Source organism: Methylobacterium haplocladii, from assembly GCF_007992175.1.
GTDB classification, from domain to species: domain Bacteria; phylum Pseudomonadota; class Alphaproteobacteria; order Rhizobiales; family Beijerinckiaceae; genus Methylobacterium; species Methylobacterium haplocladii.
Map to the genome: position 1 here is coordinate 71,044 of NZ_BJZT01000013.1, position 22,855 is coordinate 93,898.

Consider the following 22,855-nt stretch of genomic DNA (forward strand, 5'->3'; position numbering starts at 1 on the left):
AAGCTGCCGGACCGCCGGAACGATCGGCGCGGATCCGCGTCACGGAAAGCCGCCCGGTGAACGCCCCCTTCGTCGTCGACCCCCAGACCCAGGCCGCCCAGCGCCGGGCGGCCGATCCGCGCGTGTCGGCCTGGGTCTCGGCCAATGCCGGAGCCGGCAAGACCAAGGTGCTCACCGACCGGGTGCTGCGCCTGCTGCTCGACGGGGCGCCCCCCGGGCGCATCCTCTGCCTCACCTTCACCAAGGCGGCGGCGGCCAACATGTCGATCCGCGTGTTCCAGCGCCTCGGCCGCTGGGTGACGCTCGACGACGACGCCCTCACCGCCGAGCTCGTCGAACTCACCGGCGAGCGCCCGTCGCGAAAAAACCTGAGCCTCGCTCGACGCCTCTTCGCCCGCGCGGTGGAGACGCCCGGCGGCCTCAAGATCGAGACGCTGCACGCCCTCTGCGAGCGGCTGCTGCACATGTTTCCGTTCGAAGCCAACGTGCCGGCCCGGTTCGAGGTGCTCGACGAGGACCAGACCCGCGAGGCCTTCGCGGCCGAGACCGACGGGGTGCTGGCCGATGCGGTGCTCGGCGGGCACCCGGACCTGCGCACGGCCCTTGACGTGGTCGGGCCGGAGGCGGCCGGCGATGCGCTTCGCGAGGCCCTGCGCGGTGCGATGCGGAAGCGCGCCTTCTTCGCGGACGGGGGGCGCACCCTGGACGCCGGCCTCGCCGACCTTTCGCGGGCTCTCGGGCTGGCGGCCGGTGAGACCGTGGCCACGATCGAGGATCGCATCCTCTCGGGCGGTCTCGTCGGGGACGCGGACCTCGCGGGCCGGCTGCGCACGGGCAAGGCGACGGACGACAGGATCGCCGCCGGTCTGATCGCCGCGGCGAATGCGCCGGACCCGGCACAGGCGCTGGAAGCCTATCGCGCGGTGTTCTTCACCGACGACGACAAGCCTCGCAAGAGCCTTGGCACGAAGGGCGTTCCGGAGGACGCGCGCCAGACGCTGGCCGACGAGCAGGACCGCCTGATTCCGCTGTTCGATCGTCTCCGGGCGGCCCGGACCCATGCCCGCACAAGCGCGCTCTTCACGCTCGCCGCCGAGATCCACCACCGCGTCGAGGCTCGGAAGGCACGGCTCGGTGCCCTCGATTTCGACGACCTGATCCACAAGACCGTCGACCTGCTGCGGCGGGTCGACGCGACCTGGGTGCTGTACAAGCTCGACCGCGGCATCGATCACGTCCTCGTCGACGAGGCGCAGGACACCAATCCCGAGCAGTGGGAGATCCTGCGCCGCATCACCGCCGAGTTCGCGGCCGGAGAGGGGTCCCGCGAGATCCTGCGCACCCGCTTCGCGGTCGGCGATCCCAAGCAGTCGATCTACAGCTTCCAGGGGGCCGAGCCGCGCGAGTTCGAGGAGACGCGCCGGGACTGGCGCCGGGCCGCCGACGAGGCCGCGCTCCCCTTCGCCGATGTCGGGCTGACGCTCTCGTTCCGCTCCGCTGCCGGCGTGCTGCGGGCGGTGGATGCGGTGTTCGCCGTGCCGGAGCATTACGAGGGCCTGTCCTTCGACGACGCGGCCACCGGCACCGTCCACGGCTCGGCCCGCGGCACCGCACCCGGCTCGGTCGAGATCTGGCCGATCGCCGAACCGGCCGACGAGCCGGAGCCCGATGCCTGGGCCGCGCCCGTCGACGCGCCGGAGGCCAACGCCCCGGCCATCGTGGTGGCCCGGCGCATCGCCGCCGCGGTGCGGGACTGGACCACCACGGGCGACGTCTGCGGGCGGGTCTGGCGGCCCGGCGACGTGCTGATCCTGGTGCGCAAGCGCTCGGCGGCGTTCGAGGAGGTGATCCGCGCGCTCAAGGGCTTCGGCGTGCCCGTCGCCGGTCAGGACCGGCTCGAAGTCGCCGGCCACATCGCCGTGCTCGATCTCGTCGCGGCGGGCCGGTCCGGTTTGCTGCCCGCCGACGACCTGACGCTGGCTACCGCCCTCAAGACGCCGCTGGTCGGGCTCACCGACGACGACCTCGTGCGCATCGCTGCCCGCCGCCCGGAGGAGGAAACGCTGGAGGACGCGCTCTCCCGGCTCGCGAAGGCCGGCGATCCGGCGGCCCTGCGCGGGCAGGCCGCGCTCGCGGTCTGGATCGGGCTCGCGGCGACGGAGGGGCCGTTCGGCTTCTACGCCGCCCTGCTCGGGCCGCTCGGCGGCCGCAGGCAGCTGGTGGCCCGGCTCGGCGGCGAGGCGGGCGACGCCATCGACGTGTTCCTCGCCGCCGCCCAGGCCTTCGAGGGCGGCAGCGACGCGCCGAGCCTCGACAGCTTCCTCGCCCGCTACGTCGCACGGCCCGGACGGGGCGAATCCGGCCACACCGTCAAGCGCGACATGGAGGCCCATCGCAACGAGGTCCGGGTGATGACCGTCCACGGCGCCAAGGGGCTCGAGGCGCCGGTGGTGGTGGTGATCGACGGCTGCGAGCCGCTGGGGCGCAACGACCCGCCGCTGCTCTCGCTGGCCGCGCCCGCCGGCAGGGATCTGCTCCCGCCGGTCTGGGCCATGGGCCGCACGCAGGACTCGTCCGCGACCGCCGAGGCCCGCGAGATGCTGCACGCACGCTCGCGCGAGGAGCACAACCGCCTCCTCTACGTCGCGATGACCCGCGCCGCCGACCATCTCGTGATCGCCCCCTATCGCGGCGCGACCCTCGAATCGCCGGCCTCGTGGTGCGAGATGGTGCGGATCGGCCTGGAGCGCGGCCTCGGGCCGGGCGAGGCCTTGGAAACGCCCCAGGGACCGGTCACGCTCTGGCGCGAGGGCACGGCCGGCGGGGCCCGGGCTCACGAAGCGGGGACGACGGAAGCCGGCGACGCGTCGGTGCCGTCGTGGCTGCACCGCCCGGCCGCGCCGGAGCATGAGGCAGCGCCTCCGGTCAGCCCCTCCGGCGCGCTCTCCGCCGCCGACGGCCGGCCGGACCCTGGCCGCCGGCAGGCGGTCGCGGAACTGCGCAAGCGGGGCAAGCTGATCCACGCCCTGGTGGAGCACCTGCCGCGTCTCGCACCGGAGAAGCGGGCGGAGGCCGCCGCCCGTTTCGTCGCGGCCCGCGCCCCGTCGATGCCGAAGCCGAAGCGCGACAGCCTCGTCGCGGCCTGCCTGCGCCTGTTCGACGAGCCGGACCTCGCGCCCCTCTTCGCACCCGAAGCCCGTGCCGAAGTCGCGTTGTCCGGCAGCGTCATGCTTGGCGGCCAGGAGCGGCGGGTGTTCGGCCGGGTCGACCGCCTCGCGCTCGACGGCGGCCGCGTGCTGGTCTGCGACTTCAAGACCGGCCGTCCGCTGGCGGAGGACGCCCCGCTGCCGGCGGCGGAAGCGGCCCAGATCGCTCTCTACGCGACGCTCCTGCAGACGATCTATCCCGATCGCCCGATCGTGCCGATGCTGGTCTGGACCTCGGGGCCGATCCTGCGCCGGCTCGATCCGGCAGCGGTCGCGGCGGCGCTGGCGACGATCGGCGGGGCGGTGGCCTGAACCCCGGATTCCGAGCTCGGGGCAACACGCTCCAGTTTCACGAGGAGGGACAAGGACCCATCATAGCGTTTCCCAGTGATCCGCTCGGGCTGCGCGCATCCCCTCTCCCCGCGTGCGGGGAGAGGGCCGCGACGACCTCGTCGTCGGCGCGGCGAGGCGGCAGCCGAAGGTGAGGGGGCCGCACCGGATGAGACTCTTCCGGCGCCCCCTTACCGTCGCTCCGGCTTCGCCTGCGCTTCCCGAATGGACGACCTTTCCGATCGACCGTAGAGGGTGTCGGACATCGACCTGATCTGCGTTCGAAACGCTGCCGCCTGAACGGCGGGACATCGCCCGCCAGCCTCCCCTGTTCGCCTCGATGAGCCCGGCATTCCTCGCGCGCGGCCGGCGGTCCAGCGGTCCGACGATGCCGCACCGCCAGCCCTGCCGTAAGGCCAAGCTGTGGACGCTTCCGCGCTTCGGGCATTAGAATGGCCGAGCTTGGCGAGTCGGCTCACGATCTCGCCCGGCGCCCCGAACGACGTTCGTTGCAAGCCAAGGGGATGCCCATTGACCACGCAGAACATCACCGTGACGGCCCGTGAACGCGACACCCTCTTGGCGGCGTTGCGCTACTACCAGTTCTACCGGATGCAGGGGCATCCGTTCGACCCGCAGCAGGACCACCTCATCGACATCATCGCCGAGACCGCCGGCGATGCCCTCGACGTGGCCGAGATCGACGATCTCTGTGCCGGCCTGAACGGCAATCGGCACGCCCTCGAAGCGGCACGGATCTGACGACAGGCCGGGGCGGCTCGCGCCGCCCCCCGAGCCCCTTCCGTCACCGCTTCCGGGGCTCAACGGCGACGCCCGCCCGCCGCGGCAACAGCTGGCGTTTCGACATCTCGGCTCATGTGCGATAGCCCTTCCCGGGAGGGCTAAGACCTGTACGGATCCGGGTCGAAGCCATTCTCTTCAGTCGTCCCACCAAACCCCCTCACCCTGAGGTGCCCGCGCCAGCGGGCCTCGAAGGGTCCTCCAGGGATCGCGGCGGGATCTGGAGGACCCTTCGAGGCCTCCGCTGCGCTCCGGCGCCTCAGGGTGAGGTCGCAGGTGGGATGGCGGATCGGATCCGTGTAGCCCTCCGCGAGCGGGAGGAGAGCCCTCGGCTCCGGCGCGCATCGAACGAGACCTGATCCATGCTCGGCTACATCGCCCGCCGCATCGCCCTGATGATCCCGACGATCTTCGGGATCATGCTGATCACCTTCGCGATCATCCAGTTCGCCCCCGGTGGCCCGGTGGAGCGCGTTCTCGCGCAGATGCAGGGCCAGCAGGAAGGCTCGCTCTCGCGCATCACCGGCGGCCAGGGCGACATGGGCGGCGGCGTGACCCGCGGCGGAAGCGGCGAATCGAACTCCAAGTATCGCGGCGCGCAGGGGCTCGATCCGGCCTTCATCAAGAAGCTCGAGGTGCAGTACGGCTTCGATAAGCCGGCCCCGGAGCGCTTCGCGAAAATGCTCTGGGACTATGTCCGCTTCGATTTCGGCAAGAGCTACTTTCGCGATGTGTCGGTGCTGCAGCTGATCAAGGAGAAGCTGCCGGTCTCGATCTCGCTCGGGCTCTGGATGACGCTGATCTCCTACGCGATCTCGATCCCGCTCGGCATCCGCAAGGCGGTGAAGGACGGCTCGAGCTTCGACATCTGGACGTCGAGCGTCGTCATCATCGGCTACGCGATCCCGAGCTTTTTGTTCGGCCTGCTGCTGATCATCGTGTTTGCCGGCGGCTCGTTCTTCCAGATCTTTCCGATCCGGGGGCTCACGTCCGAAAACTTCGACCAGCTCAGCCTCCTCGGCAAGGCCGCCGACTATGCTTGGCACCTCGTGCTGCCGCTCTCGGCCCTGGTGCTCGGCGCCTTCGCCACCTCGACGCTGCTGACGAAGAACTCGTTCCTCGACGAGATCCGCAAGCAATACGTGATGACGGCGCGGATGAAGGGCCTCACCGAGACGCGGGTGCTCTACGGCCATGTCTTCCGCAACGCGATGCTGATCGTGATCTCCGGGTTCCCGGGCGCCTTCATCACCGCCTTCTTCACGGGTTCGCTCCTGATCGAGACGATGTTCTCGCTCGACGGGCTCGGGCTCCTGTCCTTCACCGCGATCATCGGGCGCGACTACCCGATCGTGTTCGCGACGCTCTACATCTTCTCGCTGATGGGGCTCGCGGTGAACCTGCTGTCAGATTTGATCTATACGTGGATCGATCCGCGCATCGACTTCTCGGCCCGCGCGGCGTGAACCCGGCTGGCGGCATAGCCGAACTCCTCCCGTCATTGCGAGCGCAGCGAAGCAATCCAGGGCCAACGCACGGCCGTCGCGTGTGTGGCCCCGGATTGCTTCGGCTTCGCCTCGCAATGACGGCGGAAAGCTTGGCACGCCGGGGTTCGAGATCGGCAAGCGGAGCCGGCATCGATCGGCAGCCCTCGCCGTGACGGCTTTACCCCTCGTCATCCGGCCCGAGCACCCGGACGATGTGCAAGCCATCGAGCGCCTGCATGCCCGCGCCTTCGGCCCCGGCCGCTTCGCCCGTACGGCCTATCGCTTGCGCGAGGGCGCAGCCGCGCTGCCGGAGCTCTGCTTCACCGCGCTCGTCGGCACTTATCTCGTCGGTTCGCTGCGCATCGGTCCGGCGGAGGCCGGCGGCCGGCCGCTGCTGGCGCTCGGTCCGATCACCGTCGATCCGAGCTTTGCCAATCGCGGCATCGGCTGCGCCCTGATGCAGGCCGGCCTCGACGCGGCGCGGGCCGGCGGGCATGGCCTCGTCGTCCTCGTCGGCGACCTGCCTTACTATCGGCGCTTCGGCTTCTCCCCTGTTCCGATGGGACGCATCGTCCTGCCGGGGCCGGTCGATCCGGCGCGGTTCCTGTGGCTGCAATTGGCTGACGGTGCTTGCGAAGGTATGGTGGGAGCGGTCATTGCAGCGCGCGTCAACCCTTCTCCCTCTGCGGGGTAGGGTAGGCGGTTACGCCGCCCGGCTGCCACGCCGCCCCTCGACCAGCCACATCGCCAGCACCGCCAGCGCCAGCGCCGCGAGCGCCCACAGCCCCAACGCTAGCGGATAGACCTCCACACCCAAGATATTGGCGCTGTCGCTCGGGCGGAAACCAATCCAGTCGGCGCCGCCGAGGCGGCCGCTACGCACGGCCTGGAGGCGCGGCACCGTGGTCGCGCCGTTCGTGTCGGCGAGGCGGCGGATGGTGCCGCCGCTGGCTTCGGCGACGGCCTTCAACCGCTCGGTATCGCTGAAGACGTCGGCGAGTTCGCGCGGGTTGGCCGGGCCGACGCTGACGAAGGCGACGAGGTTGCCCGAGCGCAGGGTGTGCAGGCCGAGCTGCTCCGCCTCGAAGGTCGCGGTGAACAGGCCGGGCTCCGCCTGCGTCAGGTCGAGGGTGCGGGCGTTGCCGGTGGGGCCGGTGACGGTGACGGGCTCGGCCGTCTCCTTCATGGTCTGGCGCTCGACGCGGACCTCGCGGCCGCGGCCGGTGGTCTGGGCGCGCAGCGCCTCCTCCTCGAGACCCGGCTCCTTCATCAGCCAGTGGGCGAGGCGGCGCAGCAGGTCGAGATAGGGGCCGCCCTCCTGGTAGCCGCGGGCCCAGAGCCAGGACTGGTCCGACAGCATCAGGGCGACGCGCCCCTTCTCTTCACGGGCGAGATCGAGCAGCGGCAGGTTGTTGGCGCCGGACAGGATCGGCTGCACGCCGGGCCGCGACTGCGACGAGACGATGCGCAGCCAGTCGCCCCAGGCCGGCGGCTTGGCCTCGGAGCCCGGCAGCGCCCGCGTCACCGGATGGCGCGCGCCGGTCTCGGTGATCGCCGCCTTGAAGGCCTGCTCGACGACCTTGCCGTTCGGCTCGCCCGGCAGAACCGAGGCGAGCCGGGTGCGAGCGAGGCTCATCGGCGAAGCGAATTCGGGGCCTGCCGCCACCAGCAGCGCGCCGCCCTCGCGGACGTAGCGCACGATGTTGTCGAAATAGGCCGACGGCAGCACGCTCTGGTTGGCATAGCGGTCGAAGATGATCAGGTCGAAGTCCTTGATCTTCTGGACGAACAGCTCGCGGGTCGGGAAGGCGATCAGCGACAGCTCGGAGATCGGCGTGCCGTCCTGCTTCTCCGGCGGGCGCAGGATGGTGAAGTGCACGAGGTCGACATTGGCGTCGGATTTCAGCAGGTTGCGCCAGGTGCGCTCGCCCTGGTGCGGCTCGCCGGAGACCAGCAGCACGCGCAGCTTTTCCCGGATGCCCTCGATCGGCAGGACGGCGCGGTTGTTGACCGTGGTCAGCTCGCCCGGCAGCGGCTCGACCTCGATCTCCACGACGTTCGGGCCGCCATGCTCGATCTTGGTGGTGAGCGAGAAGGGCTGGCCGGTGGGGAACGTCTTGCGGCCGAGTTCCTCGCCGTCGCGGCGCACGGTGACGACCGCGTTGCCGGTGCCACCTCGCTCCTGCACCTCGGCGCGGATCGTCAGGTCCTTGCCGACGATGCCGAAGCGGGGGGCCTCCAGCATCTTGATCTGCCGGTCGCGCTCGTCCGGGTGCCCGGTGACGAGGACGTGCAGCGGCGCCTTGATGCCCAGCGCCTCGAGGGAGGCGGGGATGTCGTGCACGACGCCGTCGGTGAGCATCACGACGCCGGCGAGCCGCTCCGGCGGCACGTCGGCGAGCGATTGCGAGAGCGCGGTGAACAGCTTGGTGCCGTCGTCGCCGTCCTTGGCGTCCTGCACGTCGATGAAGCGCGGCTCGATGTTGTTGAGGCCGCCGAAGCGGCGCTCCAGCTCGGCCTTCACCTGATCGGTCATCTGCGGCCGGTCGCCGAGGGTCTGGGAACCCGACCGGTCGACGATGATCGCCGCGACGTCCTTCACCGGCTCGCGGTCCTCGCGCACCAGCGACGGGTTGGCGAGCGCCGCGAGCACCAGAGCGAGCGCCACGGCACGCAGCAGCGCGGTCCGCCCCCGCGCGACGATCGCCAGCACGGCGAAGACCGCGACGACGACGCCGAAGCCGGCGAGCACCGGCCACGGGATCAGCGGCGTGAAGCTGAGGCTCAGCATGGGGCGGGGCCTTCAGAATGAATCTCGGGAAACCCTCCCCCCTCTGCGGGGGAGGGTGGCCCCTGCGTCAGCAGGGGTCGGGAGAGGGGAGCGCCCTCTCCGAATGGACCTGAGCCGGCCCCTCTCCCACCCCGCATTCGCGGGGCACCCTCCCCCGCAGAGGGGGGAGGGGCTGGCGCGAGCCTGATCTCACAAAAACTCACTGCCCCAGCCGCTCCAGCAGCGCCGGCACGTGGACTTGGTCGGCCTTGTAGTTCCCCGTCAGCGTATAGATCACGATGTTCACGCCACCGCGAAACGCCATCTCGCGCTGGCGCTGGTCGCCGCCGGACATCGGGTAGAGGGGTGCGCCCTCCTTGCTGAAGGCCCAGGCGGCGGCGAGGTCGTTGCCGGTGATGATGATCGGTGTGACGCCGTCGCCGGCACGCGCCGGCCGGCGCTCGGCGCCGTCGGTCGGAGCGGGGGGCAGGGCTTCGACCCAAGTCTGACCCGTGGTGTAGCGGCCGGGGAAGTTGTCGACGAGGTAGAAGGCCTTGGTGAGCACGTGGTCGTTCGGGATCGGCTCGAGCTCGGGCACTTCCAGCGTCGCCAGCATCTTGCGAAGGTAGGCGCCCTCGGGCGTCGGCGGGCCGCCGGGGCGGGCGACTTGGGCGTCGCGGGTGTCGAAGATCACCGTGCCGCCGTTCCTCATGAAGGCGTCGATCTTGCGGATCGCGGCCTCGCTCGGCTGGGGCCGGCCGGCGACGATCGGCCAGTAGATCAGCGGGTAGAAGGCGAGCTCGTCCTTGGCCGGATCGATTGCGGCCGGATCGCCGGGCTCCAGGGCCGTGCGCGCGGCGAGGACCTGGGTCAGGCCGGAGAGGCCGCTGCGGCTCGCAGTGTCGACGGCCTCGTCGCCGGTCGTCACGAAGGCGAGGCGGGTGATGAGGGCAGATTCGGTGTTGCCGGCACGGGCCGCAGACCCGGTCTCCGCCCGCGCCGGCCCGACGACCGGCACGAGGGCGACGAGCCCGACCGCGAAGCAGGCGATCAACGCCGGGCGGCTGCGCAGGCGGCCGATCAGGCCGTTGCCGGATCCGCCGCGGCCACGGCCCAGGAACCCGCCGAGCCAGAGGCCGGCGAGGGTGTCGAGGATCAGCAGCGCCAGGGCGAGGCTGAACAGGAAGGCGCGCAGGTCCAGCGTCTCGGCGCCGCCGAGGCCACCGAGGCGCGCACCCGCGATGCCGGAGATGTCGAGCGGCCTGAGGCGGTCGTCGGCCTTCAGCGCGTTGACGGCGATGCCGCCCTCGGCCGGGCCGTAGAAGCCCGGCGGGTGGTCGTGCGTGGCGCGGTCGCCGTAATCGGCCGAGACGGCGGTGGCGGAGGCCGGCGGGCTGCCCAAGGCGCCGAAGCCGTCGAGGGTCAGGCGCGGGGCGAGCACGGCGGCCTTGGCCTGCGTGCCGTCGCCCGCCGTGGGCTTCACGCCCGAACCGGCCATGCCGACGACCCGTCGCAGCATGTCGACGAACAGGCCGGAGAGCGGCAGGTTCGACCACGTGGTGTCGGCAGTGACGTGAAACAGCACGAGCAGGCCCTGTCCGCGCTTCTCGGCGGTGACGACGGGCGTGCCGTCCTGCAGCGAGGCCCAGGTCTTGCCGGGCAGGTCGCCATCGGGCTCGGCCAGGATCTGGCGGCGCACACCGATGTCGGCTGGCGGCTTGAGGCCGGCGAAGGGGCTCTCGGGGGCGAAGGCGGCCACCGTCTTCGGGTTGTCCCAGGAGAGGGTGCCGCCGAGGTTGCGCCCGCCGCGGCGCAGGCGCACCGGCACGAGCGGATCGTTGCCGGCGGCGAGACGCGGGCCGGCGAAGCGCAGTAGCAGGCCGCCCTCGTCGACGAATTTTTCAACGCGCGCGAGGGTCTTGTCGTCGAGCGCGCCGACATCGGCGAGCACGAGCACGGTGACCTGATTGTCGAGCATCTGCCCGATCGCCTCGGCCGTGCCCTGGCCGCCGCGCGGCTGCTGCACGTCGGCGAAGGGGGTCAGCGCCCGGGATAGGTAGTAGGTCGGCGCCAGCAGCGGCTGGGCCTGATCGGCGGTGCCGCCGAAGACGAGGCCGACGCGGCGGCGCTTGCCGCGTTCGTCCATCAGCACCACGGCGCCGGCCGACCGCTCGCCGGCCAGTTCGAGCCGGGCGATGGTGTTGCGGATCTCCACCGGCAGGTCGAAGCCGACCTCGGCCTCTGTGGCGGCCGGCTCGAAGGTGAAGGGAATCTCGGCGAGCGGCAGGCCCTTCAGGTCAAGGGCGCGCACCGCGCCGGCATCGCGGCCGTTCGGGGCGGCGCGCAGCACGCGGGCAGTCAGCCGGCCGCCGGCCTCGCCCCCGGCCAGCGCCAGTGCCGGGGGCTGGTCTGCCTTCAGGACGGTAAGCGCGGTGCCGTGCTTCGCAACCAGTTCCGAAAATGCCTTGGGGAAGCCGGCCGCGCCGGCATCCTCGACGCCGTCGCTGATCCAGACGATCGCGGCGTTCGGCGTCCTGTCGAGGAAGGCGGCGATCTGCGGGAGATGCGCGGCGCGGTCGATGACGATCGGACGCGGCTGCACGGCGCGCAGACGCTCCAGCGCGGCGGCCGGCGCCTTGGCTTCGATCGCGGCGGCCGGGTCGGCGGTGGGGAGCAGGGCCACCGGGCGGCCCTCGCGGGCGGCGCCCTCAATCTCGTCGGTGGCGGCGCGCAGGCGGTCGCGCCAGTCGTGGGCGGCACTGAACCCGTTGTCGAGCATCACCAGCAGCGGCGTGCGGCCCGAGGCGGCGCCGATGCCGGCCGGATTCCAGACCGGGCCGGAGACGGCGAGGATCAGGCAGGCGGCGGCGAGGATGCGCAGCAGCAGCAGCCAGGGCGGCGTGCGGGCCGGCGTCTCGCGCTTCGGCATCAGGTCGGCGACGAGCTTCAGCGGCGGGAATTCGATGCGGCGCGGCCGCGGCGGCGTCACCCGCAGCAGGAACCACAGGGCCGGCAGCGCGGCGAGGGCTGCCAGCGCGAGTGGTGCGGCGAAGGTGAGGGGGACTCCGAACACGCGTTGCTCCTCAGCCGCTTCCGCGCGCGGCGGCGACGAGCGTCAGCAGGCGAAGCGCCGCCTCGCTCGCCGGGCGATCGGTGCGGTGGATCGTCAGCGTCCAGCCCTGGGCCCGCGTGATCTCGGACAGGCCGTCGCGGTGCTGCGCGATCCGCGCGCGATAGGCCTCGCCCCAGGCCCCGGCATCGCCGATGTCGAGGCTCTGCCCGCCCTCGGGCTCGTGCAGCACGGTCTGGCCGGAAAAGGGGAAGGTCTCCTCGATGGGGTCGACGATGACCACGAGGTGGCCGTGCGTACCGCGCGCCGAGATCGCCTGCACGGACTCCCGCACCCGGTCGAGGGGCGTCAGGAAGTCGCTGACGAGGATCGCCTCGTCGAAGCGGCCGGGCGTCGCCGTCGGCGGCAGATCCTGACTCAGGCCGGGCGTGTCGTGCGCCAGGGTCTGCGCCATGCTCTCGACGATGCCGCGCGACGACACCGGCCGCGTCAGGCCGAGCAGCCCGACGCGCTCGCCGCCTTCGACGAAGGTGTCGGCCAAAGCCAGCCCGAGCACCAGCGCCCGCTCGATCTTCGGCGCCAGCGCGAGGTCGGACGAAAAACCCATGGAGGCGGAGCGGTCGATCCAGAACCAGATGGTGTGGGCGGCCTCCCACTCGCGCTCGCGGACGTAGAGCCGGTCGTCATGGGCCGAGCGCCGCCAGTCGATCCGCGCTGCAGCCTCGCCGCTGACGAAGGGCCGAAACTGCCAGAAGGTCTCGCCCGGCCCCGCCCGGCGGCGTCCGTGCAGGCCGTGGGCGAGCATGCTCGACACGCGCCGGGCCTCGAGAATCAGGCGCGGCATCCGGCTGGCGAGCGAGAGTGCGGACTCGGTCTCGCCCCGGCCAGGCGCGCGCCTTTCGGCATCGATCAGGCGTGTCGCGACCACCGGGTTATGTCTCGCTTGGGATCAAGATGGCCGGCGTGGAACTCACCACGGTCATCTCGGGGCCGCGCAGCGGAACCCGGGATCCAGAGCCGCCGACGCTCGTCGGAAAGGCGGATACGGTCTGCATCGTTCTGATCCACCAGCGTTTCTGGATTCCGGGTTCTTGCCTTCGGCAAGCCCCGGAATGACGGTGATTGGCGTGCGATCGCTCCGACGACCGAAGCGTGAGAGGGCCTTAGAGCTTCCCGGCGAGCTGGGCGATCAGCCCCGGAATGGTCTCGCCATCGGCGCGGGCGGCGAAGTTCAGCGCCATGCGGTGCTTCAGCACCGGCTCGGCCAGCGCCTTCACGTCGGCGACGGAGGGCGCGACGCGGCCCTCGATCAGCGCGCGGGCGCGTACCGCCAAGGTCAGCGCCTGGCTGGCGCGGGGGCCGGGCCCCCAGAGCAGCTTCTTGCCGACGGCAGCATCGCCGCCTTCGGGCCGGGCGGAGCGGACTAGGTCGAGGATCGCGTCGACCACGGCCTCGCCCACCGGCAGACGGCGCACGAGGCGCTGTGCGGTGAGGAGTTCGTCGGTGGTCATCACGGCCCGGGCCGTCTGGTCCTCGACGCCGGTGGTCTCGATCAGGATGCGGCGCTCGGCGGCGCGGTCGGGGTAGCCGACGTCGATCTCGAGCAGGAACCGGTCGAGCTGCGCCTCGGGCAGCGGATAGGTGCCCTCCTGCTCGATCGGGTTCTGGGTCGCGAGGACGTGGAAGGGCCGGGGTAGGTCGTGGCGCTCGCCGGCGACAGAGACGTGGTGCTCCTGCATCGCCTGCAGCAGCGCCGACTGCGTGCGGGGCGACGCCCGGTTGATCTCGTCGGCCATCAGAAGCTGCGTGAAGACCGGCCCCTTCACGAAGCGGAAGGAGCGGCGGCGCTCGGCGTCCTCGTCGAGGATCTCGGTGCCGAGGATGTCGGAGGGCATCAGGTCGGGCGTGAACTGCACGCGGCGCGCATCGAGCCCGAGCACGGTGCCCAGCGTCTCGACGAGCTTGGTCTTGGCGAGCCCCGGCAGGCCGACGAGCAGGCCGTGGCCGCCCGCCAGGATGGTGACGAGGGCGAGGTCGACCACCTTCTCCTGGCCGAAGATCACGGAATGGATCGACTCGCGTGCCCGGCCCACCGCAGCGAGGCAGGCTTCCGCCGTCGCGACGATACCGTCGTCGAGGCTCGTCGCTGCCGGATTGGCGCCCTGTGCCATCGAGGGGGATGCTCCGAATGAAGTTTGGCCGCAACGTCGCTCGGCGTGGCCAATACCGGACGAGTCTGCCGCCGAAAACGCAGCGAACGCAAGCACTGCGGTTTCGGCGCGCGTGACGGACGCTATATGGGCGAAAACTGCCTTACGGCAGCATGACCGCGACATTACGCGGGGACGGGCCGACGTTTCGCCGCACGGGAGTGGGATCAGGATGGGCCAGGGACCGGACGATACGGCGTTTCCCGCGGGCTGGACGGCCTTCGAGGATCCCGGCTTCATCGAACTGACCGGCCCGGTCTACCACCGCACCGCCGAGGGGACGAAGCGCTTCGCCTTCCGAGCCGAGGAGAAACACGGCAACCTCGTCGGCATCGTCCATGGCGGCATGCTGGTGACCTTCGCCGACCGGGCGCTCAGCATCGCCGTCATGGATGCGGCCGATGCCAAATGCGTCACCGTCGAGATGAACGTGCAGTTCGTCGGCGCGGCCAAGATCGGAGACGTGATCGAGACCACGCCCGAAATCGTGCGCACGACATCTTCGCTGGTCTTCGTGCGCGGGACCCTGACGAGCGGCGGCAAACCACTCGTGTCGATCTCGGGGATCTGGAAGGTCCTGCAGGAGCGATCCTGACTCTCCGTCGTCGGCGACGGTAGAACCATTCCGGAGAATGACGGCCGTGCAGTTCGTCCTGATCATCCATGACGTCGCCGATTACGACGCCTGGAAAGCGGTGTTCGACGACGCGGCGTCGCTGCGCAGGGATGCGGGCGAGCTATCCTATCAGGTCCTCTGCGACGACACGGATCCGAACAGGGTGGTGCACTTCTCCCAGTGGCGGTCGCTCGCCGAGGCACGAAACTTCTTCGAATCCGAAAGGCTGGTCGAGATCCGCGCGCACGCCGGAGTTGAGTCTCCCGCCTTCCTCTATCTCAACCAGCGCGCGAGTGGCGACCTGCGCCGATCCCCAACGTCGTTGGGGGTCGGCGCAGGTCGCAAACAGTGTGCGGTCGAGCCCGGCGGATGATCTGCGCGGTCGAGGCGGCTGCGGAGTTTCCAACAACCTGACGCTGTTGGAAATAACTCTTCCTGCCTTGGTAAAGAGATCTCGGCCATTCAGGTGTTCTTTAAGTTCTCTTGGTAACCGGGAGGGATCGAGCGGTTCCCGGAATCGAGCTCTTGAGCCTTCTCAGACAAGTCACAGCCATCAAGGCCGAAGACCGGGCTCTCGCCATCGACGTCAAGCGTGCACTCGTCGACGGTCTCTACACGCCCTTCAAGTCCCTCGTCGTGGGTGCCGTCTCGGGGGCGATCATCTCGGGCGCTGCGGCGTTGCGGTCGGGCGATCCGAGCTTCGCCTTCGTTGCGGCCGCCATCGTGATCGTCGGCGCGGGCCGCATCGCCGTCGCCCGGATCTACATCCGAAACCGCCCGGCTGTTTCGCGCAACCACGAGACGTGGGAGTTCTTCTACGCCGCGGGCGGTTTCGCCTTCGCGGCGCTGCTGGGTCTGTGCGCCTTTCTCGCGATCACGCGCTCCGACGACGTCGCGCTGCAGGTGATCACGGCAAGTACGGCGATCGGCTACGGCGCCGGCATTTCCGGCCGCAACGCCGGCCGTCCCTTCCTCGCCATCGGCCAGTTGCTGCTTTCCTCGCTCCCGCTCAGCCTCGGCATGTTCGTGGCAGGCGACGGGTCGCACATGGCGCTGGGGACCGTGATCATCCTGTTCGCCTACGGCATGATCGACATCACGCTCAGCATTCGCGAAATCGTCGTCACCGCCCTCGTGACGACCCGCGAGAAGGCGGCGCTGGCCGAAAGCTTCAAGGCGCAGGCCGATCTGTTCGACATCGCCCTGAACAACATGTCCCACGGGCTGTGCATGTTCGACACCCGCGGCCGGTTGAAGGTCTGGAACCGGCGCTTCCTCGAAATCTCGGGTCTCGATCCGTCCCGCGTCGTCGTCGGCGCCTCGGCCCGTGGCCTGTTCGGCGAGAGTCAGGCCGAGATCGAGACGGCCAGCGGTCAGCGCCGCCCGCTCCTGGGCGCCTTCGAGCAGGCCAACGCCGCCCTGGCCGAAGGCTCGCTCGTCGTTCGGCTTCCCGAGGACCGCTTCATCTCGCTCGTGCAGCGTCGCACGGCCGAGGCCGAAGCGGTCGTGATCTACGAGGACATCACCGAGCGGAAGCGCGACGAGGCGCGCATCAACCGGATGGCGCGCTACGACGAGCTGACCGGCCTCTACAACCGAAGCAGCTTCCGCCAGCAGATCGACGAGGCCCTCGAGTTGGCCCGTCGCCGCTCGGGCCATTTCGCCATCCACCTGCTCGACCTCGACCGCTTCAAGGCGATCAACGACACCAAGGGCCATCCCGCCGGCGACCGGCTGCTGCAGCTGGTGGCCGACCGCCTGCGCACGGTCGTCAACGGCGCCAACAGTGCCTCGCGGATCGGCGGCGACGAGTTCGTGATCATCCAGAACGGGGTCGGCAGCCCCGACGAGGCCGGTGCGCTCGCCCATGGCATCGTCCGCCTGCTGGAGGAGCCCTTCGAGATCGACGGCTCGCCGGTCCGGATCGGGGCCTCCGTCGGCACCGCCCTCGCGCCCGAGCATGCCGACGACGGCGACCGGCTGCTCAAATGCGCCGACATCGCGCTCTATGCCGCCAAGGCCGACGGCCGCAGCACCTACCGCATCTTCCAGCAGGAGATGGAGGCCGAGACCCAGGCGCGGCACGCCATCGAGATGGGGCTCCGCACCGCCCTGGCGAACGACGAGTTCGAGCTGCTCTACCAGCCGCTGATCGATCTCGGCACCGGCCGGGTCGCCCGCTGCGAAGCGCTGCTGCGCTGGCGGCATCCGACCCGCGGCTATGTCTCGCCGCTCGAGTTCATCCACGTCGCGGAGGAAACCGGCCTGATCCTGCCGATCGGTGACTGGGTCCTCAACGAGGCCTGCCGCGAGGCGCGGAACTGGCCGGTCGAGGTCGGGGTCGCCGTCAACCTCTCGCCGGTGCAGTTCAACAACCCGTCCCTGTCGCTGCAGGTCGTGAACGCCCTGCAGCGTTCGGGCCTGCCGGCGAACCGGCTCGAACTCGAAGTCACGGAGAGCGTGACCCTCGACGGCAACGAGCACACGCTCACCACCATCGACCAGCTCCAGTCGCTCGGCATTCACCTGTCGCTGGACGATTTCGGCACCGGCTATTCGTCGCTGAGCTACCTCAAGAAATATCCGTTCGACACACTCAAGATCGACCGCTCCTTCGTGAACGAGCTGAACGCGGCGGCGGATTCGGTGGCGATCATTCGTGCGGTGGTCGGCATGGGCAAGAGCCTCGGCATGACCATCGTCGTCGAGGGCGTCGAGACCGAGGAACAGCTCGCGATCCTGAAGGCGGAAGGCTGCGACCTCGGCCAGGGCTACCTGTTCAGCCGCCCGATCTCGGCTGGCGCCATCCGCACCGTTATGGCCGACGGTTCGGGCATGATCCGCAGCGCCGCCTGATCCGATCGGCCGGACGCCCTACCCAGCGATCCGCCGGATGCCGAATTCTCAGGCTGCTGCCGTCTGCACGCCGAGCCTGTCCTGGGCCGCCACGAGGCGCTCCATGACCTTCAGGTCCTGTTCGCGCAGCTTCAGGGCGGCATCGGCCCAGATCGCGACGATCTTCTTCAGCTCGAGCAGCGAGATCCGGTTGACCTCGCGGGCGGCCTTGTAGATCGCGCGGTGGCCGTTGTGGCGTCGGCCGCTGCGGCCGATGTAGTCCTGCACCGCCTCCTCGCCCTTGCCGGGCTCGGCCAGCACGTGGACGATGCCCATCGCATGCATCTCCTCGGCCGAGTAGGTCTTGCCGCTCAGGATGAGCTCCTGCGCCTTGTTGGCGCCGATGCGGCGGGCGAGGAAGCTGAACGCGCCCATGCCGGGGAAGAGCCCGAACAGGATCTCGGGGAAGCCGAACTTGGCGCCTTTCTCCGCGACGACCACGTCGAAGGAGAGCAGCGACTCGAACCCGCCGCCGAGCGCATCCCCCTGCACCAGCCCGATCGTCACGATCGGCAGGTCGAGGGCGTTCATGTTGCGATGCAGGATCTCGACGCAGGCATTGCCGTAGCCGACGAGCGCTTCCCGATCGCGCTGGCGGATCTTCTGGGCGAAGAGCCGGAGGTCGCCGCCGAAGCTGAACACGCCGGGATAGCGCGAGCCGAGGACGAGATAGCGCAGGCTCGCCTCCTCACCGGAGAACTTGGCCTCGATCCCGTCCTGCCAGGACCGGAAATCGCTCAGCATGTCGGGATTGTAGCTCGGACGCCCGTCCGGCCGCATGTAGGTCCAGAGCGTTTCCCGGCCCTTGTCGTAGACCACTTCGAGCTGGCGCAGCGCGAACAGGCGCTCGTCCGGCTTGACGGTATCGACCCGGCCGGGCCGGCCGCGATAGGCTTTGGTGCGGCCGATGCCCCAGTCGGGATTGCTGAGCATTCCTCCGAACGGCAGGTAACGTTTCGCCGGACTTGGAGAATTGGCCATCGCTGTGCGATCCCGTTAACCGATGGTGAACCCTAGCAAATCCGCGGCGAGCCGACGATGAGAATCTATTAGGCATTTGCTGTCATCCCGCCTCAAAATGCGTCTTGGTTGGCGCCGATCGTAGTCTTTGCAATCTCTTATATGGTTAATCCGGCATTAACCCTGTGAGCAGGTCGGGCCTGCGTATGGGTGTTTACGGAAGCCGGAACTCTACGTCGGGGAACAGTTTTCTACTTAACCGCCGTTCGAGAGAACGAAGCCGCCATACGGCGGCGGGCGACGCGGATCGCAGGGGTTGCGGGCTTCTGCCCGGACGACGCAACAGGCGCCGTTCACGCGCGTTGGAGTTCCCGATGACGCCAGATCCGACGCCCCCGATCGAAGATCCCGCGCTCGGCCGCCTGAGCGCCGCGCTCGGCGATCTGCCGAAGCGTGGGGCGCCGCCGGTCGAGAACTGGCATCCCGAGCATTGCGGCAGGATCGACATTCGAATCGCCGCCGACGGCACTTGGTTTCACGAGGGCACGCCGATCCGCAGGCCGGCGCTGGTCAGACTGTTTTCCACCATCCTGCGCAGGGAGGCCGACGGCTCGACCGTGCTCGTGACCCCGGCCGAGCGCATGACCATCACGGTCGACGACGCGCCCTTCGTCGCCGTCGAGATGGCGGTGGAGGGGGAGGGCGCCGGCCGGCGCATCGGCTTCCGCACCAACGTCGACGACCTCGTGCCCCTCGACGACGCGCATCCGATCCGGTTCGAGCAGGACGGCTCGGGCGGCCTCAAGCCCTACGTGAAAGTGCGTGGCGGCCTCTGGGCGCTGCTGACCCGGTCGCTGACCTACGACCTCGTCGAACTGGCCGAGGAGCGTGAGATCGACGGCCGGCCCTGGCTCGGGCTCGCGGCCGCCGGTGGCTTCCACCCGATCGCGCGCAGCGCCGATCTCGAGATCGCCGTATGAGGGCTCCCGACGGCGCCCTCGCTCCCGGTCTCGGTCCCGCGATCTGGGCCGACGACCTTTCGGATTTCCTGCGCCGGGCGGAGCGCGGCCTCGTGCGCGAGCCGCCGGGCCCCGGCGACCCGACCTGCAACCCGCGCGGCGACCACGATCTCGACCCGGACGGCATCGCCGTCGCGCCGCGGCAGCCGCATCGGCCGGCGGCGGTACTGGTGCCGATCCTGCCGGTGCCGGGCGGCCTCGCGGTCGTGCTGACGCAGCGCGCCGCGCATCTGCGCGACCATTCCGGACAGATCGCCTTTCCCGGCGGCAAGATGGATCCCGGCGACCCGTCGCCGGTCGCCACGGCGTTGCGCGAGGCCGAGGAGGAGATCGGTCTGTCGCCGGCCGCCGTGCGTCCCCTCGGCTATCTCGACCCCTACCTCTCGGCGACCGGGTTCCTGGTCACGCCCGTGGTCGGCCTCGTGGAGCCGAACCCGCGCCTCACCATCAATCCGGACGAGGTCGCCGACGTGTTCGAGGTGCCCCTCGGCCACCTGATGGATCCGGGCCGCCACCTCATCAAGACGCGCAGCTGGCAGGGGCGGATGCGGATCTATTACGCCATCCCGTTCGGAGACCGCCTGATCTGGGGCCTCACGGCCGGGATCGTGCATAACCTCTATGAGCGCCTGTTTCGGTAGAGCGCCTTTCGACGAAGCGGATCCGTGTGCGTCGTCGGAAAGCGCGGCAATCGGACGAGGCGCGCCATCCCGGTTTCGCGTAGACCGCCCATATGCTTCGCTGGATCCTGGAAGAGCTCGTCCTCTTCGCGCTGCCATTCCTCGCCTTCGCCGGCGTTCTCCTGCTCCTGCGCCGAAACCCGCTGCAGGCCGGGCATTGGGAAGCGCAATGGCTGCGCCTCGTGCTGGCCGGGCTCTTCGTGGTCGTCGCCTCGCTGCTGATGACCGGCCTCACCGCCGTCCGCCACCCCGACGGCTACGTGCCGCCGCACATGGAGAACGGCCGGCTCGTGCCGGGGCAATTCCAATGAAGCGGCCGTCGCGCTTCCTGTCGCCCCTCGGGCGAAGGGGACCGCACGCAGCGCGGTGGAGCGGGCGGCACCCGAGCCAGATACCGGGAATGTCGCCGCCGGCCCCTTCGTCCGCTTCGCGGCCATCTCCGCCGACGGTGGGAGAGGGTTGCGCCGCATCCCGAAGCGATCGATCGGATTTCGCATGATCCCGGACGGTCTCGACGCGGACGGATTGCAACGCCTCCTCACGCGCCCCAGCGTCGTGGCCTGTCTTGCCGCACTCCGCGCGGAAGGCGAGGAGACGCGCCTCGTCGGGGGCTGCGTGCGCGATGCCCTGCTCGGTCAGGACGCGGCCGACATCGACCTCGCCACGACGCACAGGCCCGCGCGTACCATGGCGCTCGCCAGGGCCGCCGGGCTCAAGGCGGTGCCGACGGGCTTCGACCACGGCACCGTCACCCTCGTCGTCGATGGCGCGCCCGTCGAGGTTACGACCTTGCGCGAAGACATCGAGACCGACGGGCGCCATGCCGTCGTGCGCTTCGGCCGCGATTTCGGCCGCGATGCCGAGCGGCGCGACTTCACCATCAACGCGCTCTCGCTCGACGCGGACGGCCGGCTCCACGATCTCACCGACGGCCTCGCCGATCTCGACGCCGGCCGGGTCCGGTTCATCGGCGATCCCGCCACGCGCCTTCGTGAGGATGCGCTCCGCGCGCTGCGCTTCTTCCGCTTCCATGCTCGCTTCGGGCGCGGCGAACCGAACCCGGCGGGCCTTCGCGCGGTCGTCGCCGCTCGTTCCACCCTCGACCGTCTCTCGCGCGAGCGGGTACGGGCGGAAACCCTGAAGCTGCTGCTCGCCCCGCGCGCCGTGGCGGCCATCACCGTCATGAGCGAGACCGGGCTCCTGGCCCGCCTCCTCGGCGGGGTCGGCGATCTGGGGCGGCTTGCCCGAGCCGCCTCGGACCCGGGCGCCTCCGCGGTCGCGCGGCTCGCAGCGCTCGGTGTCCGGATCGTCGAGGATGCCGAGCGCCTGCGCGAGAGCCTGCGGCTCTCGAAGGCCGAACACGCGCATCTCGCAGGCTATGCCGTGGCCTCGACGGATCTGCACGGCCGCGCGGCGATCGAGGGGCGGGAGGTCCGAGGTCTCGCCGCGACCCACGGGCCGGCCATGCTCGCCGAGGTGCTGCGCGCCCTCGACGGCGAGCCGCGCCCGCGGGTCGACGACGAGGCCCGCGCTGTCCTGGCCGGTCTGGTGGCGTCCCGCGACCGGCCGGCGCTTCCCCTCGGCGGCGGCGACCTCGTCGCCCGCGGCGTCCCCCCCGGCCGCGCCGTCGGCCGCGGCCTCGCGGCGGCACGGGCGCTCTGGCTCGCGGAGGGCTGCCCGACGGACGCGGCCGCCCGGGAGCGCCTCATCGCGCACGCCGTGGCGGCGGCGGAGGAGAGCGTGTCCGGTTGAGCGGATCGGCGGTGCGCGCCTCCCTCGCCCCGCTTGCGGGGAGAGGGGGGCGCGTAGGCCGATCCGATCGACCGGAGACGAGATCAATCGCCCCGCTTCGTCTCCCGCACGCCGGCCGCGAGTTCCCGCACCAGCGTCGTCACGGCTTCGACAGTGCCGGCACCCGCACGGTTCTCGCCGCCGAGGCTGTCGGCGAGGGCGGCGACCAGGGCCGAGCCGACGACGACGCCGTCCGCACCGCGGGCGATGGCGGCCGCGTCGGCACGCGTCCTGACGCCGAAGCCCACGACCACGGGCAGCTCGGTATGGGGCCGGATGCGGCCGACGGCTTCCGCGACGCGGCCGAAATCCGGGGTCGCCGTGCCGGTGATGCCGGTGATCGAGACGTAATAGACGAAGCCGGCGGTGTTCTTCAGCACGGCCGGCAGCCGGTTCGCGTCGGTGGTCGGCGTGGCCAGACGGATGAAGGCGAGGCCCTTGGCCAGGGCCGGCAGGCACAGCTCCTCGTCCTCCTCCGGCGGCAGATCGACCACGATGAGGCCGTCGATGCCGGCAGCGAGCGCGTCGTCGAGGAAGCGCGGGACGCCGTAGACGTAGATCGGGTTGTAATAGCCCATCAGCACGACCGGCGTGTCGCGGTTCGACTCACGGAAGCGGCTCACCAAGGCCAGGGTCTTGCGCAGGTCCTGCCCGGCGGCGAGCGCCCGCAGGCCCGCCGCCTGGATCGCCGGGCCGTCGGCCATCGGGTCGGTGAAGGGCAGGCCGAACTCGACGATGTCCGCCCCGGCCTCGGGGAGCGCCTTCAGCAGGGCGAGCGAGGTCTCGGGATCGGGGTCTCCCGCCATCACATAGGTGACGAGGGCGGCGCGGCCTTCCGCGCGGCAGCGGGCGAAGGTGGCGTCGATGCGGGCGGTCATGGCCGAAATCCGGGAAGGAACGCTGGGTCTCGAAGCGGTCGCGCCTACACCATCGCCATCGACGCGTGAAGCGTGAGGGGATGCCGGGTCGTGCAAGGCAGGCCGATCGCCCAAAACCGCCTGATGCGGCGTCATGGCGCAA

17 protein-coding genes are annotated in these 22,855 nt (G+C 70.5%); 11 read left to right on the plus strand and 6 right to left on the minus strand.

What is annotated here, in order from left to right; all coding sequences use genetic code 11:
• The first annotated feature begins 56 nt into the window (after nt 1-56).
• The 4 genes from addA to MHA02_RS06885 all read left to right on the plus strand — a co-directional run bounded on the left by addA (nt 57) and on the right by MHA02_RS06885 (nt 6,518).
• Nucleotides 57-3,518, plus strand: coding sequence for a double-strand break repair helicase AddA (addA, locus tag MHA02_RS06870; RefSeq protein WP_147077885.1), 3,462 nt, complete (start codon nt 57-59; stop codon nt 3,516-3,518).
• Between the two features lie 549 nt (nt 3,519-4,067).
• Nucleotides 4,068-4,298: a hypothetical protein gene (locus MHA02_RS06875; protein ID WP_147077887.1), complete on the plus strand. Its 231-nt coding sequence runs from the start codon at nt 4,068-4,070 to the stop codon at nt 4,296-4,298.
• Between the two features lie 401 nt (nt 4,299-4,699).
• A complete protein-coding gene (locus MHA02_RS06880) occupies nt 4,700-5,803 on the plus strand; it encodes a microcin C ABC transporter permease YejB (RefSeq protein ID WP_147077889.1) in 1,104 nt (367 codons plus the stop codon).
• Nucleotides 5,804-5,993: 190 nt separating this feature from the next.
• The gene (locus MHA02_RS06885) at nt 5,994-6,518 is read left to right on the plus strand and encodes a GNAT family N-acetyltransferase (protein ID WP_147077891.1); all 525 of its coding nucleotides are present in this window, start codon (nt 5,994-5,996) and stop codon (nt 6,516-6,518) included.
• 9 nt (nt 6,519-6,527) lie between these two features.
• On the opposite strand, the gene MHA02_RS06890 is transcribed toward MHA02_RS06885, so the two are convergent.
• The 4 genes from MHA02_RS06890 to MHA02_RS06910 form a co-directional block, all read right to left on the minus strand.
• Nucleotides 6,528-8,615 carry a hypothetical protein gene (locus MHA02_RS06890; protein ID WP_147077893.1) on the minus strand — a complete coding sequence of 696 codons (2,088 nt, stop codon included), beginning with the start codon at nt 8,613-8,615 and terminating at the stop codon, nt 6,528-6,530.
• Nucleotides 8,616-8,814: 199 nt separating this feature from the next.
• Nucleotides 8,815-11,667, minus strand: a complete 2,853-nt coding sequence (locus MHA02_RS06900) for a DUF4159 domain-containing protein (protein WP_147077895.1) — start codon at nt 11,665-11,667, stop codon at nt 8,815-8,817.
• A 10-nt stretch (nt 11,668-11,677) separates the two neighbouring features.
• Nucleotides 11,678-12,592: a DUF58 domain-containing protein gene (locus MHA02_RS06905; RefSeq protein ID WP_147077897.1), complete on the minus strand. Its 915-nt coding sequence runs from the start codon at nt 12,590-12,592 to the stop codon at nt 11,678-11,680.
• A 235-nt stretch (nt 12,593-12,827) separates the two neighbouring features.
• Nucleotides 12,828-13,835 (minus strand): AAA family ATPase, encoded by a 1,008-nt coding sequence (locus tag MHA02_RS06910; protein WP_147077899.1) that lies wholly within the window; start codon nt 13,833-13,835, stop codon nt 12,828-12,830.
• 211 nt (nt 13,836-14,046) lie between these two features.
• Between MHA02_RS06910 and MHA02_RS06915 the strand changes: the two genes are divergently transcribed.
• From MHA02_RS06915 to MHA02_RS06925, 3 genes are all read left to right on the plus strand, one after another.
• Complete coding sequence (locus MHA02_RS06915; protein ID WP_147077901.1) at nt 14,047-14,469, plus strand: PaaI family thioesterase; 423 nt, start codon at nt 14,047-14,049, stop codon at nt 14,467-14,469.
• Between the two features lie 46 nt (nt 14,470-14,515).
• Nucleotides 14,516-14,863 carry an antibiotic biosynthesis monooxygenase gene (locus tag MHA02_RS06920; protein WP_147077903.1) on the plus strand — a complete coding sequence of 116 codons (348 nt, stop codon included), beginning with the start codon at nt 14,516-14,518 and terminating at the stop codon, nt 14,861-14,863.
• Between the two features lie 152 nt (nt 14,864-15,015).
• A complete protein-coding gene (locus tag MHA02_RS06925; protein WP_147077905.1) occupies nt 15,016-17,346 on the plus strand; it encodes a putative bifunctional diguanylate cyclase/phosphodiesterase in 2,331 nt (776 codons plus the stop codon).
• Between the two features lie 48 nt (nt 17,347-17,394).
• Here the strand turns inward: MHA02_RS06925 and MHA02_RS06930 are convergent, their stop codons facing one another.
• Complete coding sequence (locus MHA02_RS06930; protein WP_147077907.1) at nt 17,395-18,318, minus strand: crotonase/enoyl-CoA hydratase family protein; 924 nt, start codon at nt 18,316-18,318, stop codon at nt 17,395-17,397.
• 401 nt (nt 18,319-18,719) lie between these two features.
• Between MHA02_RS06930 and MHA02_RS06935 the strand changes: the two genes are divergently transcribed.
• The 4 genes from MHA02_RS06935 to MHA02_RS06950 all read left to right on the plus strand — a co-directional run bounded on the left by MHA02_RS06935 (nt 18,720) and on the right by MHA02_RS06950 (nt 21,796).
• Nucleotides 18,720-19,325, plus strand: coding sequence for a DUF1285 domain-containing protein (locus MHA02_RS06935; RefSeq protein WP_147077909.1), 606 nt, complete (start codon nt 18,720-18,722; stop codon nt 19,323-19,325).
• A complete protein-coding gene (locus MHA02_RS06940; RefSeq protein WP_147077911.1) occupies nt 19,322-20,005 on the plus strand; it encodes a CoA pyrophosphatase in 684 nt (227 codons plus the stop codon). The genes MHA02_RS06935 and MHA02_RS06940 overlap by 4 nt, the downstream gene beginning before the upstream one ends.
• Before the next feature lie 92 nt (nt 20,006-20,097).
• Nucleotides 20,098-20,355, plus strand: a complete 258-nt coding sequence (locus MHA02_RS06945) for a DUF6111 family protein (protein WP_147077913.1) — start codon at nt 20,098-20,100, stop codon at nt 20,353-20,355.
• Nucleotides 20,356-20,539: 184 nt separating this feature from the next.
• Nucleotides 20,540-21,796 (plus strand): CCA tRNA nucleotidyltransferase, encoded by a 1,257-nt coding sequence (locus tag MHA02_RS06950; protein ID WP_147077915.1) that lies wholly within the window; start codon nt 20,540-20,542, stop codon nt 21,794-21,796.
• Between the two features lie 83 nt (nt 21,797-21,879).
• Here the strand turns inward: MHA02_RS06950 and trpA are convergent, their stop codons facing one another.
• A complete protein-coding gene (gene trpA, locus MHA02_RS06955) occupies nt 21,880-22,713 on the minus strand; it encodes a tryptophan synthase subunit alpha (protein WP_147077917.1) in 834 nt (277 codons plus the stop codon).
• Nucleotides 22,714-22,855: the final 142 nt, after the last annotated feature.

Coding starts and splice junctions, on each gene's coding strand:
- MHA02_RS06880 (WP_147077889.1), top strand. CDS start 4,700: ATGCTCGGCTACATCGCCCGCCGCATCGCCCTGATGATCCCGACGATC.
- MHA02_RS06890 (WP_147077893.1), bottom strand. CDS start 8,615: ATGCTGAGCCTCAGCTTCACGCCGCTGATCCCGTGGCCGGTGCTCGCC.
- MHA02_RS06910 (WP_147077899.1), bottom strand. CDS start 13,835: ATGGCACAGGGCGCCAATCCGGCAGCGACGAGCCTCGACGACGGTATC.
- MHA02_RS06915 (WP_147077901.1), top strand. CDS start 14,047: ATGGGCCAGGGACCGGACGATACGGCGTTTCCCGCGGGCTGGACGGCC.
- MHA02_RS06930 (WP_147077907.1), bottom strand. CDS start 18,318: ATGCTCAGCAATCCCGACTGGGGCATCGGCCGCACCAAAGCCTATCGC.
- MHA02_RS06935 (WP_147077909.1), top strand. CDS start 18,720: ATGACGCCAGATCCGACGCCCCCGATCGAAGATCCCGCGCTCGGCCGC.
- MHA02_RS06940 (WP_147077911.1), top strand. CDS start 19,322: ATGAGGGCTCCCGACGGCGCCCTCGCTCCCGGTCTCGGTCCCGCGATC.
- MHA02_RS06945 (WP_147077913.1), top strand. CDS start 20,098: ATGCTTCGCTGGATCCTGGAAGAGCTCGTCCTCTTCGCGCTGCCATTC.
- MHA02_RS06950 (WP_147077915.1), top strand. CDS start 20,540: ATGATCCCGGACGGTCTCGACGCGGACGGATTGCAACGCCTCCTCACG.
- trpA (WP_147077917.1), bottom strand. CDS start 22,713: ATGACCGCCCGCATCGACGCCACCTTCGCCCGCTGCCGCGCGGAAGGC.